The organism is Pseudomonas sp. G1002 (assembly GCF_013385455.1).
Classification (GTDB): Bacteria; Pseudomonadota; Gammaproteobacteria; order Pseudomonadales; family Pseudomonadaceae; genus Aquipseudomonas.
On record NZ_JACAPY010000027.1, the window covers coordinates 338,145 to 360,007 of the forward strand.

Annotated in this window: 21 protein-coding genes; 8 read left to right on the forward strand and 13 right to left on the reverse strand. The window is 60.6% G+C overall.

Going from position 1 to position 21,863, the window contains the following annotated elements:
* Positions 1–26: 26 nt before the first annotated feature.
* The 9 genes from ssuB to argE all read right to left on the reverse strand — a co-directional run bounded on the left by ssuB (position 27) and on the right by argE (position 10,236).
* Positions 27–833 (reverse strand): aliphatic sulfonates ABC transporter ATP-binding protein, encoded by an 807-nt coding sequence (gene ssuB, locus HX801_RS15815; RefSeq protein WP_003213901.1) that lies wholly within the window; start codon positions 831–833, stop codon positions 27–29.
* A complete protein-coding gene (gene ssuC / locus HX801_RS15820; RefSeq protein WP_008438905.1) occupies positions 830–1,618 on the reverse strand; it encodes an aliphatic sulfonate ABC transporter permease SsuC in 789 nt (262 codons plus the stop codon). The genes ssuB and ssuC overlap by 4 nt, the downstream gene beginning before the upstream one ends.
* A gap of 9 nt (positions 1,619–1,627) precedes the next feature.
* On the reverse strand, positions 1,628–2,776 hold the full coding sequence (gene ssuD, locus HX801_RS15825) for an FMNH2-dependent alkanesulfonate monooxygenase (RefSeq protein ID WP_003213905.1): 1,149 nt from the start codon (positions 2,774–2,776) through the stop codon (positions 1,628–1,630).
* 25 nt (positions 2,777–2,801) lie between these two features.
* Entirely contained in the window at positions 2,802–3,770 is a 969-nt protein-coding gene (locus HX801_RS15830; RefSeq protein WP_003213907.1) for a sulfonate ABC transporter substrate-binding protein, read from the reverse strand.
* Positions 3,771–3,878: 108 nt separating this feature from the next.
* Entirely contained in the window at positions 3,879–4,472 is a 594-nt protein-coding gene (ssuE, locus tag HX801_RS15835; RefSeq protein ID WP_003213909.1) for an NADPH-dependent FMN reductase, read from the reverse strand.
* Positions 4,473–4,789: 317 nt separating this feature from the next.
* Positions 4,790–5,428 (reverse strand): peroxiredoxin, encoded by a 639-nt coding sequence (locus HX801_RS15840; protein ID WP_003213910.1) that lies wholly within the window; start codon positions 5,426–5,428, stop codon positions 4,790–4,792.
* 273 nt (positions 5,429–5,701) lie between these two features.
* The gene (locus HX801_RS15845; protein ID WP_003213912.1) at positions 5,702–7,060 is read right to left on the reverse strand and encodes an OprD family porin; all 1,359 of its coding nucleotides are present in this window, start codon (positions 7,058–7,060) and stop codon (positions 5,702–5,704) included.
* 592 nt (positions 7,061–7,652) lie between these two features.
* Positions 7,653–8,951 carry an amino-acid N-acetyltransferase gene (argA, locus tag HX801_RS15850; RefSeq protein WP_003213914.1) on the reverse strand — a complete coding sequence of 433 codons (1,299 nt, stop codon included), beginning with the start codon at positions 8,949–8,951 and terminating at the stop codon, positions 7,653–7,655.
* A gap of 136 nt (positions 8,952–9,087) precedes the next feature.
* Positions 9,088–10,236: an acetylornithine deacetylase gene (gene argE / locus HX801_RS15855; RefSeq protein ID WP_003213916.1), complete on the reverse strand. Its 1,149-nt coding sequence runs from the start codon at positions 10,234–10,236 to the stop codon at positions 9,088–9,090.
* A 158-nt stretch (positions 10,237–10,394) separates the two neighbouring features.
* Between argE and HX801_RS15860 the strand changes: the two genes are divergently transcribed.
* Positions 10,395–11,762, forward strand: a complete 1,368-nt coding sequence (locus HX801_RS15860; protein WP_008438903.1) for an inorganic triphosphatase — start codon at positions 10,395–10,397, stop codon at positions 11,760–11,762.
* 57 nt (positions 11,763–11,819) lie between these two features.
* Here HX801_RS15860 and HX801_RS15865 read toward each other — a convergent pair whose 3' ends face one another.
* A complete protein-coding gene (locus tag HX801_RS15865; RefSeq protein ID WP_008438902.1) occupies positions 11,820–12,290 on the reverse strand; it encodes an Lrp/AsnC family transcriptional regulator in 471 nt (156 codons plus the stop codon).
* 127 nt (positions 12,291–12,417) lie between these two features.
* On the opposite strand from HX801_RS15865, the gene HX801_RS15870 reads away from it, so the two are divergent.
* The 7 genes from HX801_RS15870 (at position 12,418) to HX801_RS15900 (ending at position 18,495) form a co-directional block, all read left to right on the forward strand.
* Positions 12,418–12,756, forward strand: a complete 339-nt coding sequence (locus tag HX801_RS15870; RefSeq protein ID WP_102604088.1) for a hypothetical protein — start codon at positions 12,418–12,420, stop codon at positions 12,754–12,756.
* An 84-nt stretch (positions 12,757–12,840) separates the two neighbouring features.
* Complete coding sequence (locus HX801_RS15875) at positions 12,841–14,544, forward strand: GspE/PulE family protein (protein WP_177022355.1); 1,704 nt, start codon at positions 12,841–12,843, stop codon at positions 14,542–14,544.
* A gap of 56 nt (positions 14,545–14,600) precedes the next feature.
* Positions 14,601–15,521 (forward strand): SPFH domain-containing protein, encoded by a 921-nt coding sequence (locus tag HX801_RS15880; RefSeq protein WP_003213925.1) that lies wholly within the window; start codon positions 14,601–14,603, stop codon positions 15,519–15,521.
* A gap of 10 nt (positions 15,522–15,531) precedes the next feature.
* A complete protein-coding gene (locus HX801_RS15885) occupies positions 15,532–15,978 on the forward strand; it encodes an NfeD family protein (protein ID WP_008438897.1) in 447 nt (148 codons plus the stop codon).
* A gap of 69 nt (positions 15,979–16,047) precedes the next feature.
* A complete protein-coding gene (locus HX801_RS15890) occupies positions 16,048–16,365 on the forward strand; it encodes a DUF2388 domain-containing protein (RefSeq protein ID WP_008438896.1) in 318 nt (105 codons plus the stop codon).
* A 160-nt stretch (positions 16,366–16,525) separates the two neighbouring features.
* Positions 16,526–17,197 carry an outer membrane protein gene (locus HX801_RS15895; RefSeq protein WP_008438895.1) on the forward strand — a complete coding sequence of 224 codons (672 nt, stop codon included), beginning with the start codon at positions 16,526–16,528 and terminating at the stop codon, positions 17,195–17,197.
* Between the two features lie 158 nt (positions 17,198–17,355).
* Entirely contained in the window at positions 17,356–18,495 is a 1,140-nt protein-coding gene (locus tag HX801_RS15900; RefSeq protein ID WP_087693281.1) for a DegT/DnrJ/EryC1/StrS aminotransferase family protein, read from the forward strand.
* Between the two features lie 42 nt (positions 18,496–18,537).
* Here the strand turns inward: HX801_RS15900 and gcvH are convergent, their stop codons facing one another.
* The 3 genes from gcvH to HX801_RS15915 form a co-directional block, all read right to left on the reverse strand.
* Complete coding sequence (gene gcvH, locus HX801_RS15905; RefSeq protein WP_177022356.1) at positions 18,538–18,921, reverse strand: glycine cleavage system protein GcvH; 384 nt, start codon at positions 18,919–18,921, stop codon at positions 18,538–18,540.
* A 51-nt stretch (positions 18,922–18,972) separates the two neighbouring features.
* Positions 18,973–20,055 carry a glycine cleavage system aminomethyltransferase GcvT gene (gene gcvT / locus HX801_RS15910; protein ID WP_003213938.1) on the reverse strand — a complete coding sequence of 361 codons (1,083 nt, stop codon included), beginning with the start codon at positions 20,053–20,055 and terminating at the stop codon, positions 18,973–18,975.
* A gap of 156 nt (positions 20,056–20,211) precedes the next feature.
* A complete protein-coding gene (locus HX801_RS15915) occupies positions 20,212–21,828 on the reverse strand; it encodes an iron ABC transporter permease (RefSeq protein WP_177022357.1) in 1,617 nt (538 codons plus the stop codon).
* Positions 21,829–21,863 lie beyond the last annotated feature (35 nt).

Sequence of the window (21,863 nt, forward strand, 5' to 3'; positions counted from 1 at the left end):
CGTTCTTCCTGTGTAAGACAAGTGAGTTATTGAGCCCAACGCAATTGCGTAGGCAGCGGTGAAACAGGTTCGGGTTCCGGCGGGGTGCCGGGCAGCGACAACACACGGTTAAGCACTTCGGTTTCCAGCGCCGCCAGGCGGTGGGAGCCACGCACCCGCGGACGTGGGAGTTCCACGTGCAGGTCGAGGCCGATTTCGCCGTCTTCGATCAAAATCACCCGATCGGCAATGGCCACGGCTTCGCTGACGTCGTGGGTCACCAGCAACACGGTGAAGCCGTGCTTCTGCCAGAGGTTCTCGATCAGTTGCTGCATCTCGATCCGGGTCAGGGCATCCAGCGCCCCCAGCGGTTCGTCCAACAGCAACAGGCGCGGTTGGTGGATCAGGGCGCGGGCCAGGGCCACGCGCTGCTTCTGGCCACCGGACAACGCCGCCGGCCACTCATTGGCGCGCTCGGCCAGGCCGACCGCTTCCAGCGCTTCCAGTGCCTGCGGGCGCCAGTTGCCCTTGAGGCCAAGACCCACGTTGTCGATGATCTTTTTCCACGGCAGCAGGCGCGCTTCCTGGAACATCAACCGCGTGTCTTCAATCGCTTCGCTCAGCGGCGCGGAGCCGGCGAGCAGTTCGCCGCCGCTGGCTTTGTCCAGCCCGGCCAGCAGGCGCAGCAAGGTACTTTTGCCGCAGCCACTGCGGCCCACGACTGCCACGAATTGACCGGCAGGAATATGCAGGTCGATTTCCTTCAGCACTTCCCGCGAACCGAAAGCCTTGCGCAACTTGCGCACTGCCAGGGGAATGCCCCGCAGCAGGCGTGGAGGTTGTTGAGCGGTCATGCCGCACCTCCTTTATTCACTTGATAAGCCGGGTGCCAGCGCAGCCAGACTCGCTCCAGGCCTCGCGCCGCCAGGTCTGCCAGCTTGCCGAGGACCGCGTAAAGCACGATCGCCAGAACCACCACGTCGGTCTGCAGGAATTCCCGGGCGTTCATCGCCAGGTAGCCGATACCGGAACTGGCGGAGATGGTTTCCGCGACGATCAACGTCAGCCACATAAAGCCCAGCGCGAAGCGCACGCCCACCAGAATCGAAGGCAAGGCGCCCGGCAAAATCACTTGGCGAAACAGGCTGAAACCGGACAGGCCATAACTGCGGGCCATTTCCACCAGCGCCGGGTCGACGTTGCGGATGCCGTGGTAAGTATTGAGATAGATCGGGAACAGCGTGCCGAGGGCGACCAGGAATATCTTCGCCGTCTCGTCGATGCCGAACCACAGGATCACCAGCGGGATCAGCGCCAGGTGCGGCACGTTGCGGATCATCTGCACCGAGCTGTCCAGCAGGCGTTCACCCCAGGTCGACAGGCCGGTGATAAACCCCAGGGTCAGGCCGATGCTGCCGCCGATCACAAAGCCCAGGCCCGCACGCCAGCCGCTGATGGCCAGGTGGGTCCAGATTTCGCCGCTGCGCACCAGGCTGACACCCGCTTCGATCACCGCGCTGGGTGCCGGCAGAATGCGCGTCGACAACCAGCCGGCCGAGACGGACAGCTGCCATACCGCCAGCAACAGGATCGGCAGCGCCCAGGGCGCCAATCGATGACTTAACTTTTCAAGGTTCATGGCGGCGCCTCAGCTCTGGGACGCAGCTTTGGGAAGAATGTCGTTGGCGACCATTTCGCCGAACGGGCTGACGTAGCCGGCGCCTTTCGGCAACTCGGGACGCTCGATGTCTAGATGCGGGAACAGCAACTCCGCTACGCGATACGACTCTTCCAGGTGTGGATAGCCGGAGAAGATAAAGGTGTCGATACCGAGGTCCGCGTATTCCTTCACCCGCGCGGCCACGGTCGGGCCATCGCCCACCAGTGCCGTGCCGGCGCCACCGCGTACCAGGCCTACGCCCGCCCACAGGTTGGGGCTGACTTCCAGGTTGTCGCGACTGCCGCCGTGCAAGGCGGCCATGCGTTGCTGGCCTACGGAATCAAAGCGCGACAACGACGCCTGGGCGCGGGCGATGGTTTCATCGTCCACGTGGGAGATCAGTTTGTCGGCGGCCTGCCAGGCTTCGGCGTTGGTTTCACGCACGATCACATGCAGGCGAATGCCGAAGCGCAGGGTACGTCCGAGCTTGGCGGCCTTGGCGCGAACCTGTGCAATCTTTTCCGCCACCGCGGCCGGTGGCTCGCCCCAGGTCAGGACCATTTCCACTTGTTCGGCTGCCAGGTCCTGGGCCGCTTCGGAAGAGCCACCGAAATACAGCGGCGGACGCGGTTGCTGGATCGGCGGATAGAGCAACTTGGCGCCTTTGACGCTGATGTGCTGGCCGTCGTAATCGACGGTCTCGCCTTCCAGTACGCGGCGCCAGATGCGGGTGAACTCCACCGACGCCTGGTAACGCTCTTCATGGCTCAGGAACAAACCGTCGCCGGCCAATTCATCCGGGTCTCCACCGGTCACCAGGTTGAACAACGCGCGGCCGCCGGACAGACGATCCAGGGTCGCGGCCTGACGCGCAGCCACCGTCGGGGAAATGATCCCGGGGCGCAGCGCGACAAGGAATTTCAAGCGTTGGGTCACCGGGATCAGCGACGCCGCCACCAGCCACGAATCCTCGCAGGAGCGGCCGGTGGGGATCAGTACCCCGCCGAAGCCAAGGCGGTCGGCCGCCTGGGCCACTTGCTGCAGATAACCGTGGTCTACGGCGCGAGCGCCTTCGGCGGTGCCAAGGTAATGGCCGTCGCCGTGGGTAGGCAGAAACCAGAAAATATTGAGGCTCATGGAGTTGTCTCCTGAAGAAGTCGGATTACGGCGCTTTGGCAACGGCGGCAGGTGGTGTCCAGATCACGTCCTTGATGCTCAAGGGTTTGGGGATCAATTTGAGTTGGTAGAAGCTGTCGGCGATTTTCTGCTGCGCCGCGATCACTTCAGGCGTCAGGAACTGCGCACCGTAGCCCTGGCGTTTTACCGAGGTCAGGGTGATGTCAGCCGGCAGGCCCAGCAGCGGAGCAACTTGTTCGGTGACTTGTTCCGGGTTGGCCTTGGACCATTCGCCCACGGCGCGGACTTCTTCCACCAGCGTCTTGATCACTTCAGGGTGTTTTTCGGCGTACGGCTTGGTGGCCAGGTAGAACTGATGGTTGTCGGCAATGCCGGTGCCGTCACGCAGGGTGCGGGCTTGCAGTTGCTTCTCGGCGGCTGCCTGGTACGGGTCCCAGATCACCCAGGCATCGACGCTGCCACGCTCGAACGCGGCGCGGGCATCGGCGGGCGGCAGGAACACGGTCTGCACGTCGGTGTATTTCAGGCCGGCATCTTCCAGGGCACGTACCAGCAGGTAATGCACGTTGGAGCCTTTATTGAGGACGACTTTCTTGCCCTTGAGGTCTTGCACCGATTTGATCGGCGAGTCTTTCGGTACCAGGATCGCTTCGCTGGTAGGCGCCGGCGGTTCATAGGCGACGTAGAGCAGATCGGCACCGGCAGCCTGGGCGAACACTGGCGGGGTTTCACCCGTCACGCCGAAGTCGATGGAGCCTACGTTCAATCCTTCCAGCAGCTGCGGGCCGCCGGGAAACTCGGTCCACTGCACTTGCACGCCCTGCTCGGCCAGGCGCTTTTCCAGCGAACCCTTGGCCTTGAGCAGCACCAGGGTGCCGTATTTCTGATAGCCGATCCGCAAGGTTTCGGCGGCCTGGGCTTGAACAATGGCACCGAAGGACACAGCCGCAGCAAACAGTGCGACCAGACCACGACGCAAGATGACAGTGCGCATGGCGCTCTCTCCAAATATACGATTAGGGGGTTGGCTGCACCTGCTTGGCCGTTGGCGGCTGAGTAAGGTGAGTAGTACTTGTCGAATTCAGGTAAAGCTGGGTAAGGCTTAAATGCTCCAGCGAGCACTCAACAAACGTTCATTCAACACATTGGGGTCAAGGGGTTTCGGGCGGCGGGCCATGGCGCTGTAGAACGTCTCCAGGGCCTCGCTCAAGCGTTGTTCCAGCACCGGCACCAGTTGCGCCTGGGCGCTGCCTTCGCCGTAGGCGATCTGGCTGTCTTCGGCGAAAATCCCGTGGAGCAATTCCTGGGCTTTCAATGCCGACAGCACCGGCTTCAGCGCGTAGTCCACCGCGAGCATGTGGGCGATGCTGCCGCCGGTGGCCATCGGCAACACTATTTTGTGGGCCAGGGCGCGTTCAGGCAGCAGGTCGAGGATGGTTTTCAGCGCGCCGGAAAACGAAGCCTTGTACACCGGCGTGGCGATCACCAGGCCATCGGCGTTCGCCACTTGCTGCAACAGGTCGATGATTTTCGGGCTATCGAACCGCGCGTGCAGCAAGTCTTCGGCCGGGAAGTCCCGTATCTGATAACTCACCACTTCCACGCCTTGTTGCTGCAACCAGTTGCGGGTGTGATCCAGCAAGACCCCGGACCGGGAACGTTGGCTGGGGCTACCACCAAGTGTTACGACCAGCATGTAGGAAATTCCTTTGGAAAGTGTCGGCGGTTCGCTATGTGGCGATGGCGCCAAGATGGGACAGACCATATCAGCCAATTTATATATCTATAAATCTTATTTTTTCATTTGTTTATTCTTTAAATGCATATGCTGCCGACTAAATCGCAGGCATAAAAAAAGGCCGTCGAAACGGCCTTAAAACCCCTGCTATGTGAGACTTGAAATGCGCGCAAGTGTGGGAGCGGGCTTGCTCGCGAAAGCGGTGTGTCATTCAAAGATGCATCAACTGACAGTGCGCATTCGCGAGCAAGCCCGCTCCCACATGTGGTTGTGTGTCAGCGATTCGGTTGAGGGGTGAGCCGCAGGTACGGCTTCACCGCCCGGTAACCCTTCGGAAAGCGTTTCTTGATCTCTTCCTCGTCCTTGAGCGACGGCACTATCACCACTTCGTCACCGTCCTGCCAGTTGGCCGGGGTCGCGACTTTGTGGTTGTCGGTCAGTTGCAGCGAGTCGATCACCCGCAGGATTTCGTGGAAGTTGCGACCGGTGCTGGCCGGGTAGGTGATGGTCAGGCGAATCTTTTTGTTCGGATCAATCACGAACAGCGAACGCACGGTAAGGGTGTCACTGGCATTCGGGTGGATCAGGTCGTACAGGTCGGAGACCTTGCGGTCAGCGTCGGCCAGGATCGGGAAGTTGACGATGGTGTTCTGGGTTTCGTTGATGTCTTCGATCCACTTGTGGTGGGAGTCCACCGGGTCCACCGACAGCGCAATGGCCTTGACGCCCCGCTTGGCGAATTCATCCTTGAGCTTGGCGGTGAAACCCAGCTCGGTGGTGCACACCGGGGTGAAGTCCGCCGGGTGGGAAAACAGCACGCCCCAGCTATCGCCCAGCCACTCGTGGAAGCGAATCTTGCCGGCGCTGGAATCCTGTTCAAAGTCGGGGGCGATGTCGCCCAGTCTGAGGCTCATGGTGTGGCTCCTGATGAGTGCTTATGGAGCCCACTGTGCCTGTGTCGCGGATTATTTAAAAAGAATAAATATCGATTTATCTAGACGATAAAGGAATATTAAAAATCTGTTCATTGGACTTGGCAACGGGCGTGGATCAACATCCGCTTCAAGGTTCGAGAAGGCCTTGAGACGCTGTACAAAGAGGGGTTCAGGACGGGCTTGCGGGGGTTGAGCCCGGCTTGAAAAGTAAAGCACCCTGCCCGGCATTGCGCCGGGCAAGGTTTTACGCTCTTACTTGAACGCGTAGGTGTAGCTGAGGATTACGCGGTTTTCGTCCTGGGAACGGGTGTTCGCCAGGTCGGTACGCCACATCGCGTTTTTCCAGGCAACGCCCAGGTTTTTCAGCGGACCTTCTGGAACAACGTAAGCCAGGGTCAGGTCGCGTTCCCACTCGTTACGCTCGCCGACGGTGGTGTCGATGTTGCTACCTTTGAGGTAAACCACACCGGCAGTCAGGCCAGGTACGCCGATCTTGGCGAAGTCATAGGCGTAGCGAGCTTGCCAGGTACGTTCGCCAGCACGGGCAAACTTCTGGATTTGCATGTCGGTGATGGTGCTGTTCGACGAGCCGTCACCTTGGTTCAGCCAAGGGAAGTCGCTGTCGCCCTTGGTGTACTGGTAGCCAGCACCGAAGGTGTGACCGGCAACCGAGTACAGCGCCAGGTAGCTGTACAGGTCGTTGTCGACCTTACCTTTGACCTTGGTGGCGTTGGTCGGATGATCCGAGTAGTAGCCGGAGGTGTAGTAACCGGCAGTATCACCGTTGGCACCGTTGTCACGGCTGCGGTAGTAGCGCAGGTCACTTTTCAGGACGCCAGGACCGATCGCCCAGTTGTGGACCAGGCCCAGGAAGTTCTGAGAGTAGAAATCCTTCAGCTCGCCGAAGTAGTACGAAGCGGTCAGGTCTTTGTTGATTTTGTAGTCAGCACCGGCGTAGTAGAACTTGTTGACGAAGTTACCAGCGTCGTAGTTCGAGCTGCCGTTGGCACCGGCCAGGGACAGACCTTCATTGTTGCTGGAGTTACGGCCTTTGGAGTGCTCGATCTGACCAGCAGTCAGGGTCAGGTCCTTGAACTCGTTCGAAGAGATCTCGCCGCCCTGGAAGGTTTGTGGCAATAGACGACCGTCGTTGGTCTTGATCACCGGGTTGTTCGGCTGCAAGGTACCGATCTTCAGCACGGTTTGGGAGATCTTGACCTTACCGGTCACGCCCAGGCTGGCGAAATCGTGAACGGCCTTGTTGCCATCACTTGGGAACACGGTGCCGCCGGAAGCAGTACCAGTGTAGTTGCCGTGATCAGCGCGGCTGGAATCCAGACGCACGCCGTACAGGCCGATGGCGTCAAGACCGAAGCCCACAGTACCTTGGGTAAAACCCGAGATGAAACGCAGGTCGAAACCCTGACCCCATTCAGCGTTTTTGCTGCGGGTGTTCGAGGTAGCCGATGGCTTCAGATCGCGGTTGTCGGTGTTGATGTAAAAGTTACGTACGCCCAGCGTGATCTTGCTGTCATCGATAAAACCAGCGGCGCCTGCTTGTTGGGCGATTGCCCCCAAAGCTACGGCCAACGCCAATGTTGACTTCTTCATGTACCGCTCCTCTCATTTCTAATTTTTGTATTTCTTAGGTCTCGGGTCTGACGCCCTCGATCCACAGATGCGCGATTAGCACCGGATAGTGACTGACAAGTCAATCGTAACCTTGTGTGTCTACTACTTTCGTCTAACCGCAGTTAATTTGGTCCTTGCAGGGTAATGAGTTTTTCATACACCCAAAAAGAATTGTTTCGTCCTTTTTCATACCATTCAGGAATAACGCTTTCCATGGGACGGTCAAGCCGACAGGCGATGCCGCTCCATAAGCGTTTTCCGAAAGAGTATGTCTTTGCGCTTTTTTAGATCGTTTTGTGTTGACCAAACGGGGTCATACGTCACTCACGATCAAAAACGCGACGCCATCATGGCCAAACGCACATCATTCCGTCAATTTGTTACAGTTTTTGTATCGATGAAACTTTTCTGCCGTCCCAGCAATCCACCTCACCGTACCCGGTGATAATGTCACTTTGATGTCAGTTATATGTATAAATTGGCAAACCCTGTGTTCAGGGCCGATGCGTCCGCCGAGGAGCACGACTCGCCAAAGTGACAGGCGAGAGGATTGCCCCCTCGCCCCTTAGCCTTACAACGCCTTTTCGAAAATCTTCGAATTACGCTGATAGTTGTATAACGACGCCCGCGCCGACGGCAGGCGATCCACCGTGCTCGGCACAAAACCACGTTCGCGGAACCAGTGGGCGGTACGGGTCGTCAACACGAAGAGCGTCTTCAAACCCTGGGCCCGGGCACGGGTCTCGATGCGCTCCAGCAGCTCGTCACCGCGACCGCCATGACGGTACTCCGGGTTCACGGCCAGGCACGCCAGCTCCCCTGCGTCGGAGTCGGCGATCTGATACAGCGCCGCACAGGCGATGATCATGCCTTCACGTTCCACCACGCTGAACTGCTCGATTTCCCGCTCCAGCACTTCCCGGGAACGACGCACCAGAATCCCCTGCTCTTCCAGCGGGCTGATCAGGTCCAGCAACCCGCCGACGTCTTCAATCGCCGCTTCGCGCACCAGTTCGAACTGTTCCTGGGCCACCAGCGTACCGCCGCCATCCCGGGTGAACAGCTCGGTCAGCAAGGCACCATCTTCGGCATAACTGACAATGTGGCTGCGCCCTACGCCGCCCCGGCAAGCCTCGGCGGCCGCGTCCAGCAATTCGGCCTGGTAGTTGTTGCCCAGGCGTTGCAGGTGCGCAGGCACCTGTTGCGGCCGCAACTCACGCACCAGGCGGCCGTGCTCGTCGATCAGACCGAGATCGGCACCGAACAGCAGCAACTTGTCCGCGCCCAGGTCGATGGCCGCGCGGGTGGCGACGTCTTCACAGGCGAGGTTGAAGATTTCGCCGGTAGGCGAGTAGCCCAGCGGCGAAAGCAGCACGATGGAGCGCTCGTCCAGCAGGCGGTTGATGCCCTTGCGGTCGACCCGGCGCACTTCGCCGGTGTGGTGATAGTCGACGCCTTCAAGTACACCGATCGGGCGCGCCGTCACCAGGTTGCCGCTGGCCACCCGCAGGCGCGAGCCCTGCATCGGCGAAGAGGCCATGTCCATCGACAAACGCGCTTCGATAGCAATGCGCAGATGGCCGACCGCATCGATCACGCACTCCAGGGTTGCGGCATCGGTGATGCGCAAGCCTTCGTGGTAAGCCGGGGTCAGGCCGCGGGCGGCGAGGCGGGTTTCAATTTGCGGGCGCGAACCGTGGACCAGCACCAATCGCACGCCCAGGCTGTGGAGCAGCACCAGGTCGTGGACGATATTGCCGAAGTTCGGGTGCTCTACACCATCGCCCGGCAGCATGACGACAAAAGTGCAATCCCGGTGGGCATTGATGTAAGGCGAAGCGTGACGAAGCCAATTGACGTATTCGGGCATAAAAACCTGGGCCTGTAATAAAAAGCAGCCAAAAATGGATGAATCGCAAAAACGCACAGCGGGCTGTTGGTTATCGTCGGAACAGGCTTGGCGACACGCTCGCGCTCCTTCTATGTACGGATGGGCAGGGGTTAATTTATGCAGGTGTCAGGCAGTAATGTTGAATCAGTTCACGCAATAGACGCACTGTAGGCGTCAAGCGTGACATTTCAAGGTACTCGCCTGGCTGGTGGGCGCAGGCGATATCGCCAGGGCCAAGCACCAGGGTCTCGCAACCAAGGCGCTGAAGATAAGGCGCTTCGGTGCCGAACGCCACTGCTTCGGCGCGATGACCGGTAAGTCGTTCAGCTACCCGCACCAACTCTGCATCCTCGGCCTGCTCGAACGGCGGCACTTCGGGGAACAGCGGCGCGTAGTCGATCTTCACCTGATGGCGCTCGGCCAAGGGTTCGAGCTTCTGCCGGATGGCAGCGCGCAGCACCTGGGGATCCATGCCCGGCAGGGGCCGCAGGTCGAATTCCAGGGAGCATTGGCCGCAGATGCGGTTGGGGTTGTCGCCACCGTGGATGCAGCCGAAGTTCATGGTCGGCTGCGGCACGCTGAACTGCGGATTGCGGTATTCGCGCTGCCAGGCCAGGCGCAGGCCACGCAGTTCGCCAATGGCGTCGTGCATGGCTTCGAGGGCGCTGTGGCCCAGGCTTGGGTCCGACGAATGGCCGCTGCGCCCGAGGATATCGATGCGCTCCATCATTACGCCCTTGTGCAGGCGGATGGGTTTGAGGCCGGTGGGTTCACCGATCACCGCCGCACGGCCCAAGGGACGACCCGCCTCGGCCAGTGCACGAGCACCGGCCATGGAGCTTTCTTCATCGCAGGTAGCAAGAATCAGCAGCGGCTGCTTGAAAGGCTGGTCGAGCAACGGCTGGACGGCTTCGATCACCAGGGCGAAAAAGCCCTTCATGTCACAGCTGCCCAGTCCTACCCAGCGGCCGTCGACTTCCGTCAACTTGAGCGGATCGGTCTGCCATAGGGCGCCGTCGTACGGCACGGTGTCACTGTGGCCCGCCAGCACCAGGCCGCCAGGGCCGGTGCCGAAACTGGCCAGCAGGTTGAATTTACCGGGGCTGACCTGCTGGATGTCGCAGGCAAAGCCCAGGTCTGCCAGCCAGGTGGCGAGCAAATCGATGACCGGGCGGTTGGATTGGTCGAGAGAGGCCTGGGTACAACTGACCGAAGGCGCGGCAATCAGCGCGGCGAATTGTTCTTTCATGGACGGTAAAGGCATGCGCTGTCTCTCAACTTCCCGGACGAACCCCATCATAGAGCTATCTGAGTGACACAATAAACCGTTGCGGCACGTTGCCGGGCTCAGTCCTGTACACTGCACGACCTTGGCAGCCACTCTTTTCCCCGGCTGCGCTCCCGATCCTGGATTTTCCGGCCATGCAGAAAGAAACCGAAATCAAGCTCCGTGTCAGCCGCGAAACCCTCGCCGCGCTGCGTGAGCACCCGTTACTGAAAAAACGCAACAAAAGTGGCTGGGAACGCCGTGAGTTGATGAACCAGTACTTCGACACCCCGGAACGCGACCTGGCCCAGGCCAAAGTGGCCCTGCGCCTGCGCAAAGACGGCGACGAAGTGATCCAGACCCTCAAGACCCGTGGCCAGAGCGTCGCCGGCTTGTCGGAACGCAATGAGTACAACTGGGACCTGGCCAAAGCCAAGCTCGACGTGAAGAAACTCGACGGCGAATGCTGGCCCGAGCAACTGGCCGAGCTGGACAAAAAGACCCTCAAGCCGATCTTCACCACCGATTTCGTCCGCGAACGCGCTGAAATCGCCTGGGGCCGCGGCAAGGCCAAGGTGGTGATCGAGGCCGCCCTGGACCTGGGCCACGTGGTTGCCGGCAAGCAGAAAGAAGAAATCTGCGAGCTGGAACTGGAACTGCGCGAAGGCGACCCGGCCGCCCTGCTGGAGCTGGCCGCTGAACTGGCGGCGACCCTGGCGCTGATGCCGTGCGATATCAGCAAGGCCGAGCGTGGCTATCGCCTGTTCGACGCCAACAGCTACTCCCTGAGCCTGCCGGCACCGCTGCTGCACGCCGAAATGCCGCTGGACGACGCATTTGCTGCCGTCATGTGGCATCTGTTGGGCAGCAGCCAGCGCCTGGCCGAGCAATACCGTTTCAACGGCCACTGGCGCCTGCTGCAGGACTGGGTGGAAAACCTCGGCGAACTGCGGGCCCTGCTCGGCAGCCTCGGCCAGGCCGCACCGCGTCAGTCCACCAGCGAATTGCGCGCCGCACTGGACGCCTTGCTGGAAGACTGGCGTCCGCTGGTCCAGGCCGGTGACGACGATGAAGACATCCGCAAGGCCGCGCCGGAGCAGTTCGCCGAAGAACTGGAAGACGTGCGCTGGGGTTTGTTCTCCCTGACCACTTCCCGCTGGCTGCTGGCCCGCACCTGGGCCGCGGATCGCAACGTGCGTGGCAATCGCCAGGGCGCTGCACAGCTGGCCAACTGGCTGCCGCGCCTGCTGGCCGATGACGCCGTTGCCCTGCAACTGCCGCGCTACCAGCAACAGCCGGAAGACCTGGCCGAGCAACTGCCGCGTATCGAACGCATCCTGGCCTGGCTGCACCATGCACGCCAGGTGCTGGATATCGCCGAGCTGGACCGTTTGTATGGCGAGCTGAACAAGCTGGCGCACCTGGCCAACCAGCCGATCACCGATGAGTCGCTGGATGCGCGGATGCATCAGGCGATTGCGGTGTATCAGAATCGCGCCTGGAAAACCCTGCTGCGCCTGTAAAACCCTTATGGCGAGGGAGCTTGCTCCCTCGCCACTAAAGTCAGGCCATGGCAACTATCAGCGCAACACCGGCAAACTCGTGGTGGACTTGATCTCCGACAAGGCCACTATCGAGTTGACCTCCTGAATCCCCGGCACCATCGACAGCTTCTCAAAGAAAAACCGCTCATACGCCTCGATGTCCGACGTGACGATCCGCAGTAAAAAGTCCACCGCCCCCATCAGCACATAACATTCCAACACTTCCGGAAAACCGCGAATCGCCTCGGTGAATTCAGTGAAGTTGGAACGGCCGTGGGCGTTGAGTTTCACCTCGGCAAAAATCTGCGTATTAAGGCCGATTTTCTTGCGATCCAGCAGGGTGACCTGGCCGCGAATCACACCCTCCTCTTTCAGCCGCTGAATCCGGCGCCAGCACGGCGACTGCGACAGGCCGACCTTTTCGGCGATCTGCGCGCTGGAGAGCGAAGCGTCTTCCTGCAACAGCGCGAGAATGCGCCGGTCGTACACGTCCAATTCAGCGTGCATAGAAATACCCATTAATCATGATTTAAAGAATTACATGATTCTCTTATAAGCCAATACAGGCTGTTTTAGATAAGAAATCTCCCGCGACGAATGCAAAAATTTCTCCAGTCGAATCCGGAGAATCATCATGCACGTCGTCGAAGCCTCCCACCCCGCCCAACGCGTTGACGCCTGGGCCGTCAGCAATGCCCACTGCCAGGCGCACTATCAAATCCTCGCCGAGGCTGAACCCGACGTGTTGTGCCGGGTGCTCAACTATTTTGCCCTGCAGTTCCTGGTGCCACGTCAGGTGAGCGTGCAGCGTGAAGACGACCTGCTGGCGATCGATATCGTGATGGATGGCCTGAGCTGGCACCGGGCCCAGGTGATCGGCGAAAAACTTCGTAACCTGATCAGTGTGTGCTCGCTGGAGCTGCGCCCGGCAGATGCTGCGCGGCCTCTGGCGGTCCAGGCGGCAGCTCAGTAAATGCCTGCAATAAACTCCGGAGGCCGAAGCGCAAAGGGTGACTAGCCTGAGGACTACGCCTAATCGTTGCCCAGGAACGTCACCATGTCCGTTGCGCCAAATCCCCAGGATCGCTGGCTGGAAATCCATCAGTTGTTGCCTGCCCTGATCGACCAGAGCCTGGTGCCCGCCGACCTGGCCCTACCGGCGAACAGTGGTCTGCATCCCCTGGAATGCATTGCCAGCCAGGGGCCGTCTCTGGAAATGCTGACCGAATGGCTCGCCCGCCACTGCGGCCAGCCCTACCTGCGTATCGATCCGTTGAAAATCGACGTCGCGGCGGTGGTGCCGCTGATGTCCTATGCCTTTGCCCAGCGCCACAAGATCCTGGCCGTTGCGGTCGACGCCCACAGCGTTACCGTCGCCAGTGCCCAGCCTTACGTGTGCAGTTGGGAAGCCGGCCTGGCTCAGGTGTTGAAGCGCTCCATCAAGCGGGTGCTGGCCAATCCCCAGGAGATCCAGCGCTGCACCGTGGAGTTTTACCGACTGGCGAAATCGGTCAGCGGCGCCATTGATCAAAAAACCTCCGGCGCGCCGAATATCGAACAACTGCTCAATCTCGGCGCCAGCGACCAGGAGCCCGACGCCAACGACGCGCACATCGTCAACATCGTCGACTGGCTGTTGCAGTACGCCTTTGGCCAGCGGGCCAGTGATATCCATATCGAACCCGGACGTGATCAGGGGCGCGTGCGTTTTCGCATCGACGGGCTGCTGCATGACGTCTATCAATTCCCATCCCAGGTGACGATGGCGGTGGTCAGCCGCCTGAAAAGCCTGGGCCGGATGAACGTGGCGGAAAAACGCAAACCCCAGGACGGCCGGGTGAAGACCAAAAGCCCCACGGGCGGGGAAGTGGAACTGCGCCTGTCGACCTTGCCCATAGCCTTCGGCGAAAAGCTGGTGATGCGAATTTTTGACCCGCAGGTGCTGCACAAGGATTTCCAGCAACTGGGACTTTCCAGCGACGACCTGCAACGCTGGCAATCCATGACCGGCCAGGCCAACGGCATCATCCTGGTCACCGGCCCTACCGGTTCCGGCAAGACCAGCACGCTGTACACTACGCTCAAGCAATTGGCCACTCGCGAGGTCAACCTGTGCACCGTCGAAGACCCGATCGAGATGGTGGAGCCGGCCTTCAACCAGATGCAGGTGCAGCACAACATCGACCTGACCTTCGCCAGCGGCATCCGCGCCCTGATGCGCCAGGACCCGGACATCATCATGATCGGCGAGATTCGCGACCTGGAAACCGCAGAAATGGCGATCCAGGCCGCCCTGACCGGGCATCTGGTGCTGTCGACGTTGCACACCAACGATGCGCCCGGCGCCATCAGCCGCTTGCTGGAACTGGGCATTCCCCATTACCTGATCAATGCCACGCTGCTGGGGGTGATGGCCCAGCGCCTGGTCAGGCTGTTGTGCCCGCACTGCAAGCGGCAAGCCGGGCAGGTCCATCAGGCAGTGGGTTGCGGCGAGTGCCGGGAAAGTGGCTATCGGGGTCGAGCCGGGGTCTACGAGATCATGCTGATGAACGATCGCCTCAAGGCCCTGGTCAGCCCGGGCACCGACCTCCAGGCCCTGCGTCTGGCGGCCCTTGAACAGGGAATGTGCAGCTTGCGGTCCGCCGGTATGCGCAAGGTAATGGCAGGACTGACAACACTTGAAGAGGTACTGCGAGTGACGCCTGGGGATTCAGAAACAAATCCTTTGATCGATGGCGCGGTAATCCGTCCTTATCCGTGACAACACCGTTACAATCGGAAAAACCTCGCTTCACCGTCACCAGACAAGGAATCGTTATGCAGATCGGAACCGTACTGCTTCTTTTTGTAGGCTTGGCCGTCGCCATCCTTTTCATGGGTTTCAAGGTGGTCCCGCAGGGTTACCAGTGGACAGTCGAGCGCTTCGGCCGCTACACCAACACCCTCAAGCCCGGCCTGAACATCATCATTCCGGTCATGGACCGCATCGGTCGCAAGATCAACGTGATGGAAAGCGTGCTGGATATCCCACCCCAGGAAGTCATCACCGCTGACAACGCCACGGTGCAAATCGACGCCGTGTGCTTCTTCCAGGTGGTCAATACCGCCCAGGCTGCCTACGAGGTGAACAACCTCGAACACGCCATCCGCAACCTGCTGCAAACCAACATCCGTACCGTGCTCGGCTCCATGGAGCTGGATGCGATGCTCAGCCAGCGTGACGGCATCAACGAAAAACTGCTGCGCACCGTCGACGAAGCCACCGCACCGTGGGGCATCAAGATCACCCGGATCGAGATCAAGGACATCAGCCCGCCTGCCGACCTGATGGCCGCCATGTCCGGCCAGATGAAGGCCGAGCGGATCAAGCGTGCGCAGATCCTCGAGGCCGAAGGCCTGCGAGCCTCCGCGATCCTGACCGCCGAAGGCAAGAAGCAGGCGCAGATCCTGGAGGCCGAAGGTGGTCGTCAGGCCGCCTTCCTGGAATCCGAAGCCCGCGAACGTCAGGCCGAGGCCGAAGCCCGCGCCACTCAAGTGGTATCGGAAGCCATCGCCACCGGTAACGTGCAGGCCATCAACTACTTCGTCGCCCAGAAATACATCGACGCACTGGGCAAGCTGGCCTCGGCCAACAACAGCAAGGTGATCCTGATGCCGCTGGAAGCCAGCCAGGTGATTGGCGCAGTCGGCGGCATCGGCGAAATCGTCAAGGCAACCTTCGACAACAAGAAAGCCTGAGGCACGCACCATGTGGGAATTCCTGCAGCACCTGTCGTTTTGGGACTGGCTGGCACTGGGCACGGTGCTGTTGATCCTTGAAGTGTTCGGTGCCGGTGGTTATCTGCTGTGGATGGGCATCGCCGCGGCAGCCGTGGGCGTGATCAAGTTCCTGGTGCCGAGCCTGGGGCTGGAGTGGCAACTGCTGCTGTTCGCCGTGCTGTCGATCCTCACGGCGGTGTACTGGTGGCGACGCCAGCGCAGCAGCGCCAAGGTCAGCGACCAGCCGGGGCTGAACATGCGCGGCTCCGAGTTGATTGGTCGCACCTTTGTGGTGCATCAGGCCATCGTCGAGGGCCGTGGCAAGATCAAGGTGGGTGACGGTGTGTGGATGGCATCCGGGCCGGACGCGCCGGCTGGGGCACACGTACGTGTCATTGGTCAGGAAGGCGTGATTTTGCAGGTTGAAACTGTTTAGTCATCCATGGAACTCGGCTGGGCTATCTACAATCAAACTGTTCAGATAACCCAGTCGGAGTCACCCATCATGCGTCTAAAATATGCTGTCGCAACCCTCGCTGTGCTTTCCCTTCCCGTCGGTTCAGCCATGGCCGACAGCTTCTGGCGTAATGTCATCTCATCGGGTGCCACGACCGGCTCGACGTACCTGACCTTCAAGGACCACAAAATGGTAGTCGCCGCCCAGGACGACGCCGGTAGCTTCGTCGCCAGTGACGGCAACATCCGTGGCCCATACCTGGAAGCTGCGATGCAGAAAGTCCGCGCCGATAACCCTGGCCTCAAGGCCACGGATATGGACCTGGCGAACGCAATCCTGGCAAAAAACGCCATTGCTTCCGAGTAATACCGCCGCATAAAAAATGCCGTTCCTCGAGAGCGGCATTTTTTTGCCCTGATTTCCTACGCCAGACGCTGGCGATTCCGCATCTGAACAGGAAAAGTCCTGTCGAGTTGCAGGCGCGCCCGGCAACAAGCTATCGATTCCCTTCAGACTGAGTGAATCGATGACCATGCAAAAACTCTCCTACGCCCTGCTGCTCGCCGCGGTTGCCACGCCTTATGCCCAGGCAGAAAGCTGGTACGGGTCGGCAAAGCTCAACAGCGCCCGGCAGAATCTCTCAAGCTCACTGCTGACCAGCCCACGCGTAACCCACCGGGTAGAAGCCCCCGACAGCAGCAAGACGTTCACCGGCTCATTCGCCGTGGGCTATGCCTTTGCCGATGGCTGGCGCCTGGAGGGGGAATACACGATGCCCAGCCACTCGACCTTCAAATCCCATTGGGCACCGTTCAATGCCAACGTCAACAGCCTGCGCACCGACAGCCAGCGCCTGATGCTCAACGGTTATAAAAACATCCCGATCAATGAATGGCTGTCGTTCTACGGTATGGCGGGAGTCGGCGTGGCCCAGGTTGACGCCGAGGGTTACCAGACCAACGACACCCGCCGTTTCGCCAGCAATCGCCAATACAACTTCGCCTACAGCGTTGGCCTGGGGCTGGATGCCAAGGTCAGCGAAACCCTGACCCTGGGTACCGGCTGGCGTTACGTGGACATGGGCGGGATCGAGACCGGCTACAACACGTTCGCCAATCGGATAAACGCCCGGGACGAACAGCTCAAAGGCAAGCTCAAAGAGCAGAACGTGTTTCTTGAGGCACGCGTTGCCTTCTGACACCGATGCTGAAATGCCGCTCCCGAGGCGGCATTTTTTGTTTCAGGCGGGACGATTCATTCACAGACGACAGGCTATATTCAGTCGAGCCGTGCAACCATGCCCGGCATTGATATGCTTTTTTCTCATCGCCTTCTGAAACGGATGCCTTCAACGTCATGAGCCAACTGCCCTTTCTGCCGTTCTCCAAGCCCACCATTGATGAAGCCACCATCTCGGCGGTAGGCGACGTACTGCGCTCCGGCTGGATCACCAGCGGGCCGAAAGTGCAGGCGTTCGAGGCGCAGTTGTCGGAATATTTTGGGGGGCGCCCGGTGCGTACCTTCAACTCGGGCACCTGCACCATGGAGATTGCCTTGCGCATCGCCGGTATCGGGCCTGGTGACGAAGTCATCACCACCCCGATTTCGTGGGTAGCCACGGCCAACGTGATTCTGGAAGTCGGTGCCACGCCGGTGTTCGCCGACATCGACCCGGTGACCCGCAATATCGACCTGGCCAAGGTGGAAGCCGCAATCACACCGCGGACCAAGGCAATCATCCCGGTATACCTGGCGGGCCTGCCGTTGGACATGCCATTGCTCTACGCGCTGGCCAACAAGTACAACCTGCGCATCGTCGAAGATGCAGCCCAGGCCCTGGGTTCCAGCTGGGATGGCCAACGCATTGGCGCTACCGGCGATTTCGTATCGTTCAGCTTCCAGGCGAACAAGAACATCACCTCGTCCGAAGGCGGCTGCCTGGTATTGAACAACGCTGAAGAAGCGCGCCTGGCGGAAAAATATCGCCTGCAGGGCGTGACCCGCACCGGCTTCGATGGCCTCGACGTGGATGTGTTGGGCGGCAAGTTCAACATGACCGACATCGCAGCAGCCATCGGCCTGGGCCAGTTTGCCCATATCGAGAAGATCACTGCCCACCGCCAGGAACTGGCGCGTCACTATTTCGAATGCTTCGGCAGTGATTTTGAAGCGCAGTACGGTGCGCAATTGCCACCGGCAGACTTCGAAAACAGCAACTGGCACCTGTTCCAGCTGGTACTGCCGGAGCGTCAGGACGGCCTGCCCGCACGCGCCACGTTCATGGAGCAGATGCAGGCCCATGGCGTCGGCATTGGCTATCACTACCCACCGATCCACCTGCTGAGCTTGTACAAGGCACAGGGATTCAAGGAAGGCATGTTCCCGGTAGCGGAAAAAGTGGGGCGTTTGATTGTGTCGTTGCCGATGTTCACGGCGATGACGAAAGCGGACGTAGAGCGTTCGGTAGCGGCGGTAAAAGCGGTGTTGAAGCGCTGACAAAACCTTTGCGGGAGCCGGTTGCCGGCTCCCGCAGCGGGATCACTCGCCGATGGCAGCCTTGTAGCCGGCAGCGTCCAGCAATTTTTTCAGTTCATTCGGGTTGCTTGGCTTGAGCTTGAAGATCCAGGCGCCGTAAGGGTCGGAGTTCAACAGCTCTGGCTCACCGCTCAAGGCGTCGTTCACCGCGATCACTTCGCCAGCAATTGGCGAGTAGATATCCGAAGCGGCCTTCACCGATTCAACCACGCCGGCCTGGTCAGCCGCCTTGAACACGTTGCCGACTTCGGTCAACTCAACGAACACTACATCCCCCAATGCTTCCTGGGCATGGTCCGAGATCCCGACGGTCACGGTGCCGTCAGCTTCCAGACGGGCCCATTCGTGACTTTCGGCAAAACGCAGGTCGGCAGGGATATCGCTCATAGTCTGTGTCCTCAAGGAAAAATGTCAGCGGCCATTGGCCCGCCGGAAAAGTTAGATCAATGTTTTGCCATGGCGCACGAACGTCGGTTTGACCACCCGAACCGGGTACCACTTGCCGCGGATTTCCACCTCGGCCCGGTCAGCAGTCGCCGACGGCACACGTGCCAGGGCAATGGATTTGCTTAGCGTAGGAGAGAAACTACCACTGGTGATCTCTCCTTCGCCAACATTGGCGATACGAACCACCTGGTGAGCGCGTAAAACCCCGCGCTCTTCCAGCACCAGGCCGACCAGCTTGGACTTCACACCCGCAGCCTTTTCGGCTTCCAGGGCGGCGCGGCCGATGAAATCCCGCTCGGCCGGCTCCCAGGCGATGCTCCAGGCCATGTTGGCTGCCAGGGGCGAGACGTCCTGGTGAATATCCTGACCGTAAAGGTTCATGCCGGCCTCGAGGCGCAGCGTGTCGCGGGCGCCGAGGCCGATGGGCGAAATGCCTGCGCCTACCAGGTCGTTGAAGAACGCCGGGGCCTGATCGGCCGGCAGGACAATTTCAAGACCGTCTTCGCCGGTGTAACCGGTGCGCGCGATAAACCAGTCGCCGTCAGCCAGGCCTTCAAAGGGCTTGAGCTGATGGATCAGGGTGGCGCGGGACTGGGTCACCAGTTCAGCGATCTTTTGCCGGGCATGGGGGCCTTGAATGGCGAGCATGGCCAATTCGGGCCGCTCGCGGAGCTGGGCCTGATAGCTGCCGAGCCGAGCCTGCATCCAGGCCATGTCCTGGTCACGGGTGGCAGCGTTGACCACCAGCCGGTAACCGCCCTCGGTACGGTAGACGATCATGTCGTCCACCACGCCGCCCTGCTCGTTGAGCATGGCGCTGTATAACGCGCGGCCGCAGCCGTGCAATCGGTCAACATCATTGGCCAGCAAATGCTGGAGCCATTCCTTGGCCTGGGGGCCTGTGATATCGATCACGGTCATATGGGATACATCGAACACCCCGCAGTCGCGTCGCACCTGATGGTGCTCCTCAACCTGCGAGCCGTAGTGCAAAGGCATATCCCAACCGCCAAAATCGACCATTTTCGCGCCAAGGGCGAGATGCAGGTCATACAGAGGCGTGCGCTGTCCCATGGGTTTCTCCTTCCGGGCGTGGCGAAGGTGCGGACGGTCGCCGTTCGGGCCGCACGCCTTGAAATACAAGGCCTGTAGCCGCGTTCAGCAACCCGATCTGAAAGATCGACCGCACCGAATGCCGCGCATTGTAGCCTCAAGCCGTAGGACTGGCACCTAACCGATTCGTCGCGCCGAACGTCGGATCAACCCGATGACCGGTAACAGCCCCACCAATACCAGGGTCAGGGCCGGCAGCGAAGCCCGCGCCCACTCCCCTTCGCTGGTCATCTCGAAAATCCGCACCGCCAGCGTGTCCCAGCCGAACGGGCGCATCAGCAGGGTCGCCGGCATTTCCTTGAGCACATCGACAAACACCAGCAGCGCCGCGCTCAGGGTGCCCGGCAGCAAAAGTGGCAGATACACTTTGCAAAACAGTCGCGGCCCGCTGACCCCAAGACTGCGGGCGGCTTCCGGCAAGGACGGACGGATTCGCGCCAGGCTGTTTTCCAGCGGCCCGTAGGCCACCGCAATGAAGCGCACCAGATAGGCCAGCAGCAAGGCCGACAAACTGCCCAGTAACAGCGGTTTGCCGGCGCCCCCCAGCCAGCCGGAGACCGGGATCACCAGTTCACGATCCAGGTAGCTGAACGCCAGCATGATCGACACCGCCAGTACCGAGCCGGGCAGCGCGTAGCCTACGTTGGCCAGGCTGATGCCGGAGCGGATGGCCCGGGTGGGCGCCAGGCGATGGGCGAACGCCAGCACCAGGGCCACGCTGACGGTGATCAGGGCAGCCATACCGCCCAGGTACAGGGTATGGACGATCAAACCGGCGTAGCGCTCGTCCAGGTCTAAACGGCCACGCTGCCAGAACCAGGCCACCAGTTGCAGCATCGGGATCACGAACGCGCAGGCGAACACCAATCCGCACCAACCGCTGGCCAACGCCGCCTTGAACCCGCGCAGATGGTAAAGCGCCTTGCCGCGAGGTCGCTCGTTGCTCGGCCGGCTGGCGCCCCGGGCACGGCGTTCGCCGTACAGCACCAGCATCACCAGCAACAGCAACAGGCTGGCCAGTTGCGCGGCACTGGAGAGGCTGAAAAAGCCGTACCAGGTCTTGTAGATGGCGGTGGTAAAGGTGTCGAAGTTGAACACCGAGACGGCACCGAAATCCGCCAGGGTTTCCATCAGCGCGAGGGCCACGCCCGCACCGATGGCGGGACGCGCCATGGGCAGGGCCACCCGCCAGAACGCTTGCCACGGCGACTGCCCCAAGACACGCGCCGCTTCCATCAGGCCTTTGCCCTGGGCGAGGAACGCGGTGCGGGCCAGCAGATAAACATAGGGGTAGAACACCAGCACCAGCACGATGATCACACCGCTGGTCGAGCGCACACGCGGCAGGCGCAAGCCTGTACCAAACCATTCGCGCAGCAGGGTTTGCACCGGGCCGGAGAAGTCCAGCAGGCCGACGAAGACGAAGGCGAGCACATAGGCGGGAATCGCGAAGGGCAGCATCAACGCCCAGTCCAGCCAGCGCCGGCCGGGGAATTCGCAGAGGCTGGTCAGCCAGGCCAGGCTGACGCCCAGCAGCGTAACGCCCACACCGACGCCCAGCACCAGGGTCAAGGTGTTGCCCAGCAGACGTGGCATCTGGGTTTCCCACAGGTGGGACCAGATTTGATGGTCGATGGTCTGCCACGACAGCAACAGCACGCTCAACGGCAGCAGCACCAGGGCGGCGACGGTGAAGACCGGCAGGTACCAGCGGCGTTGGGCGGGATGGGCCAAAGGTTAATTCTCAGAGAATGAATAGCTTGAAGCCA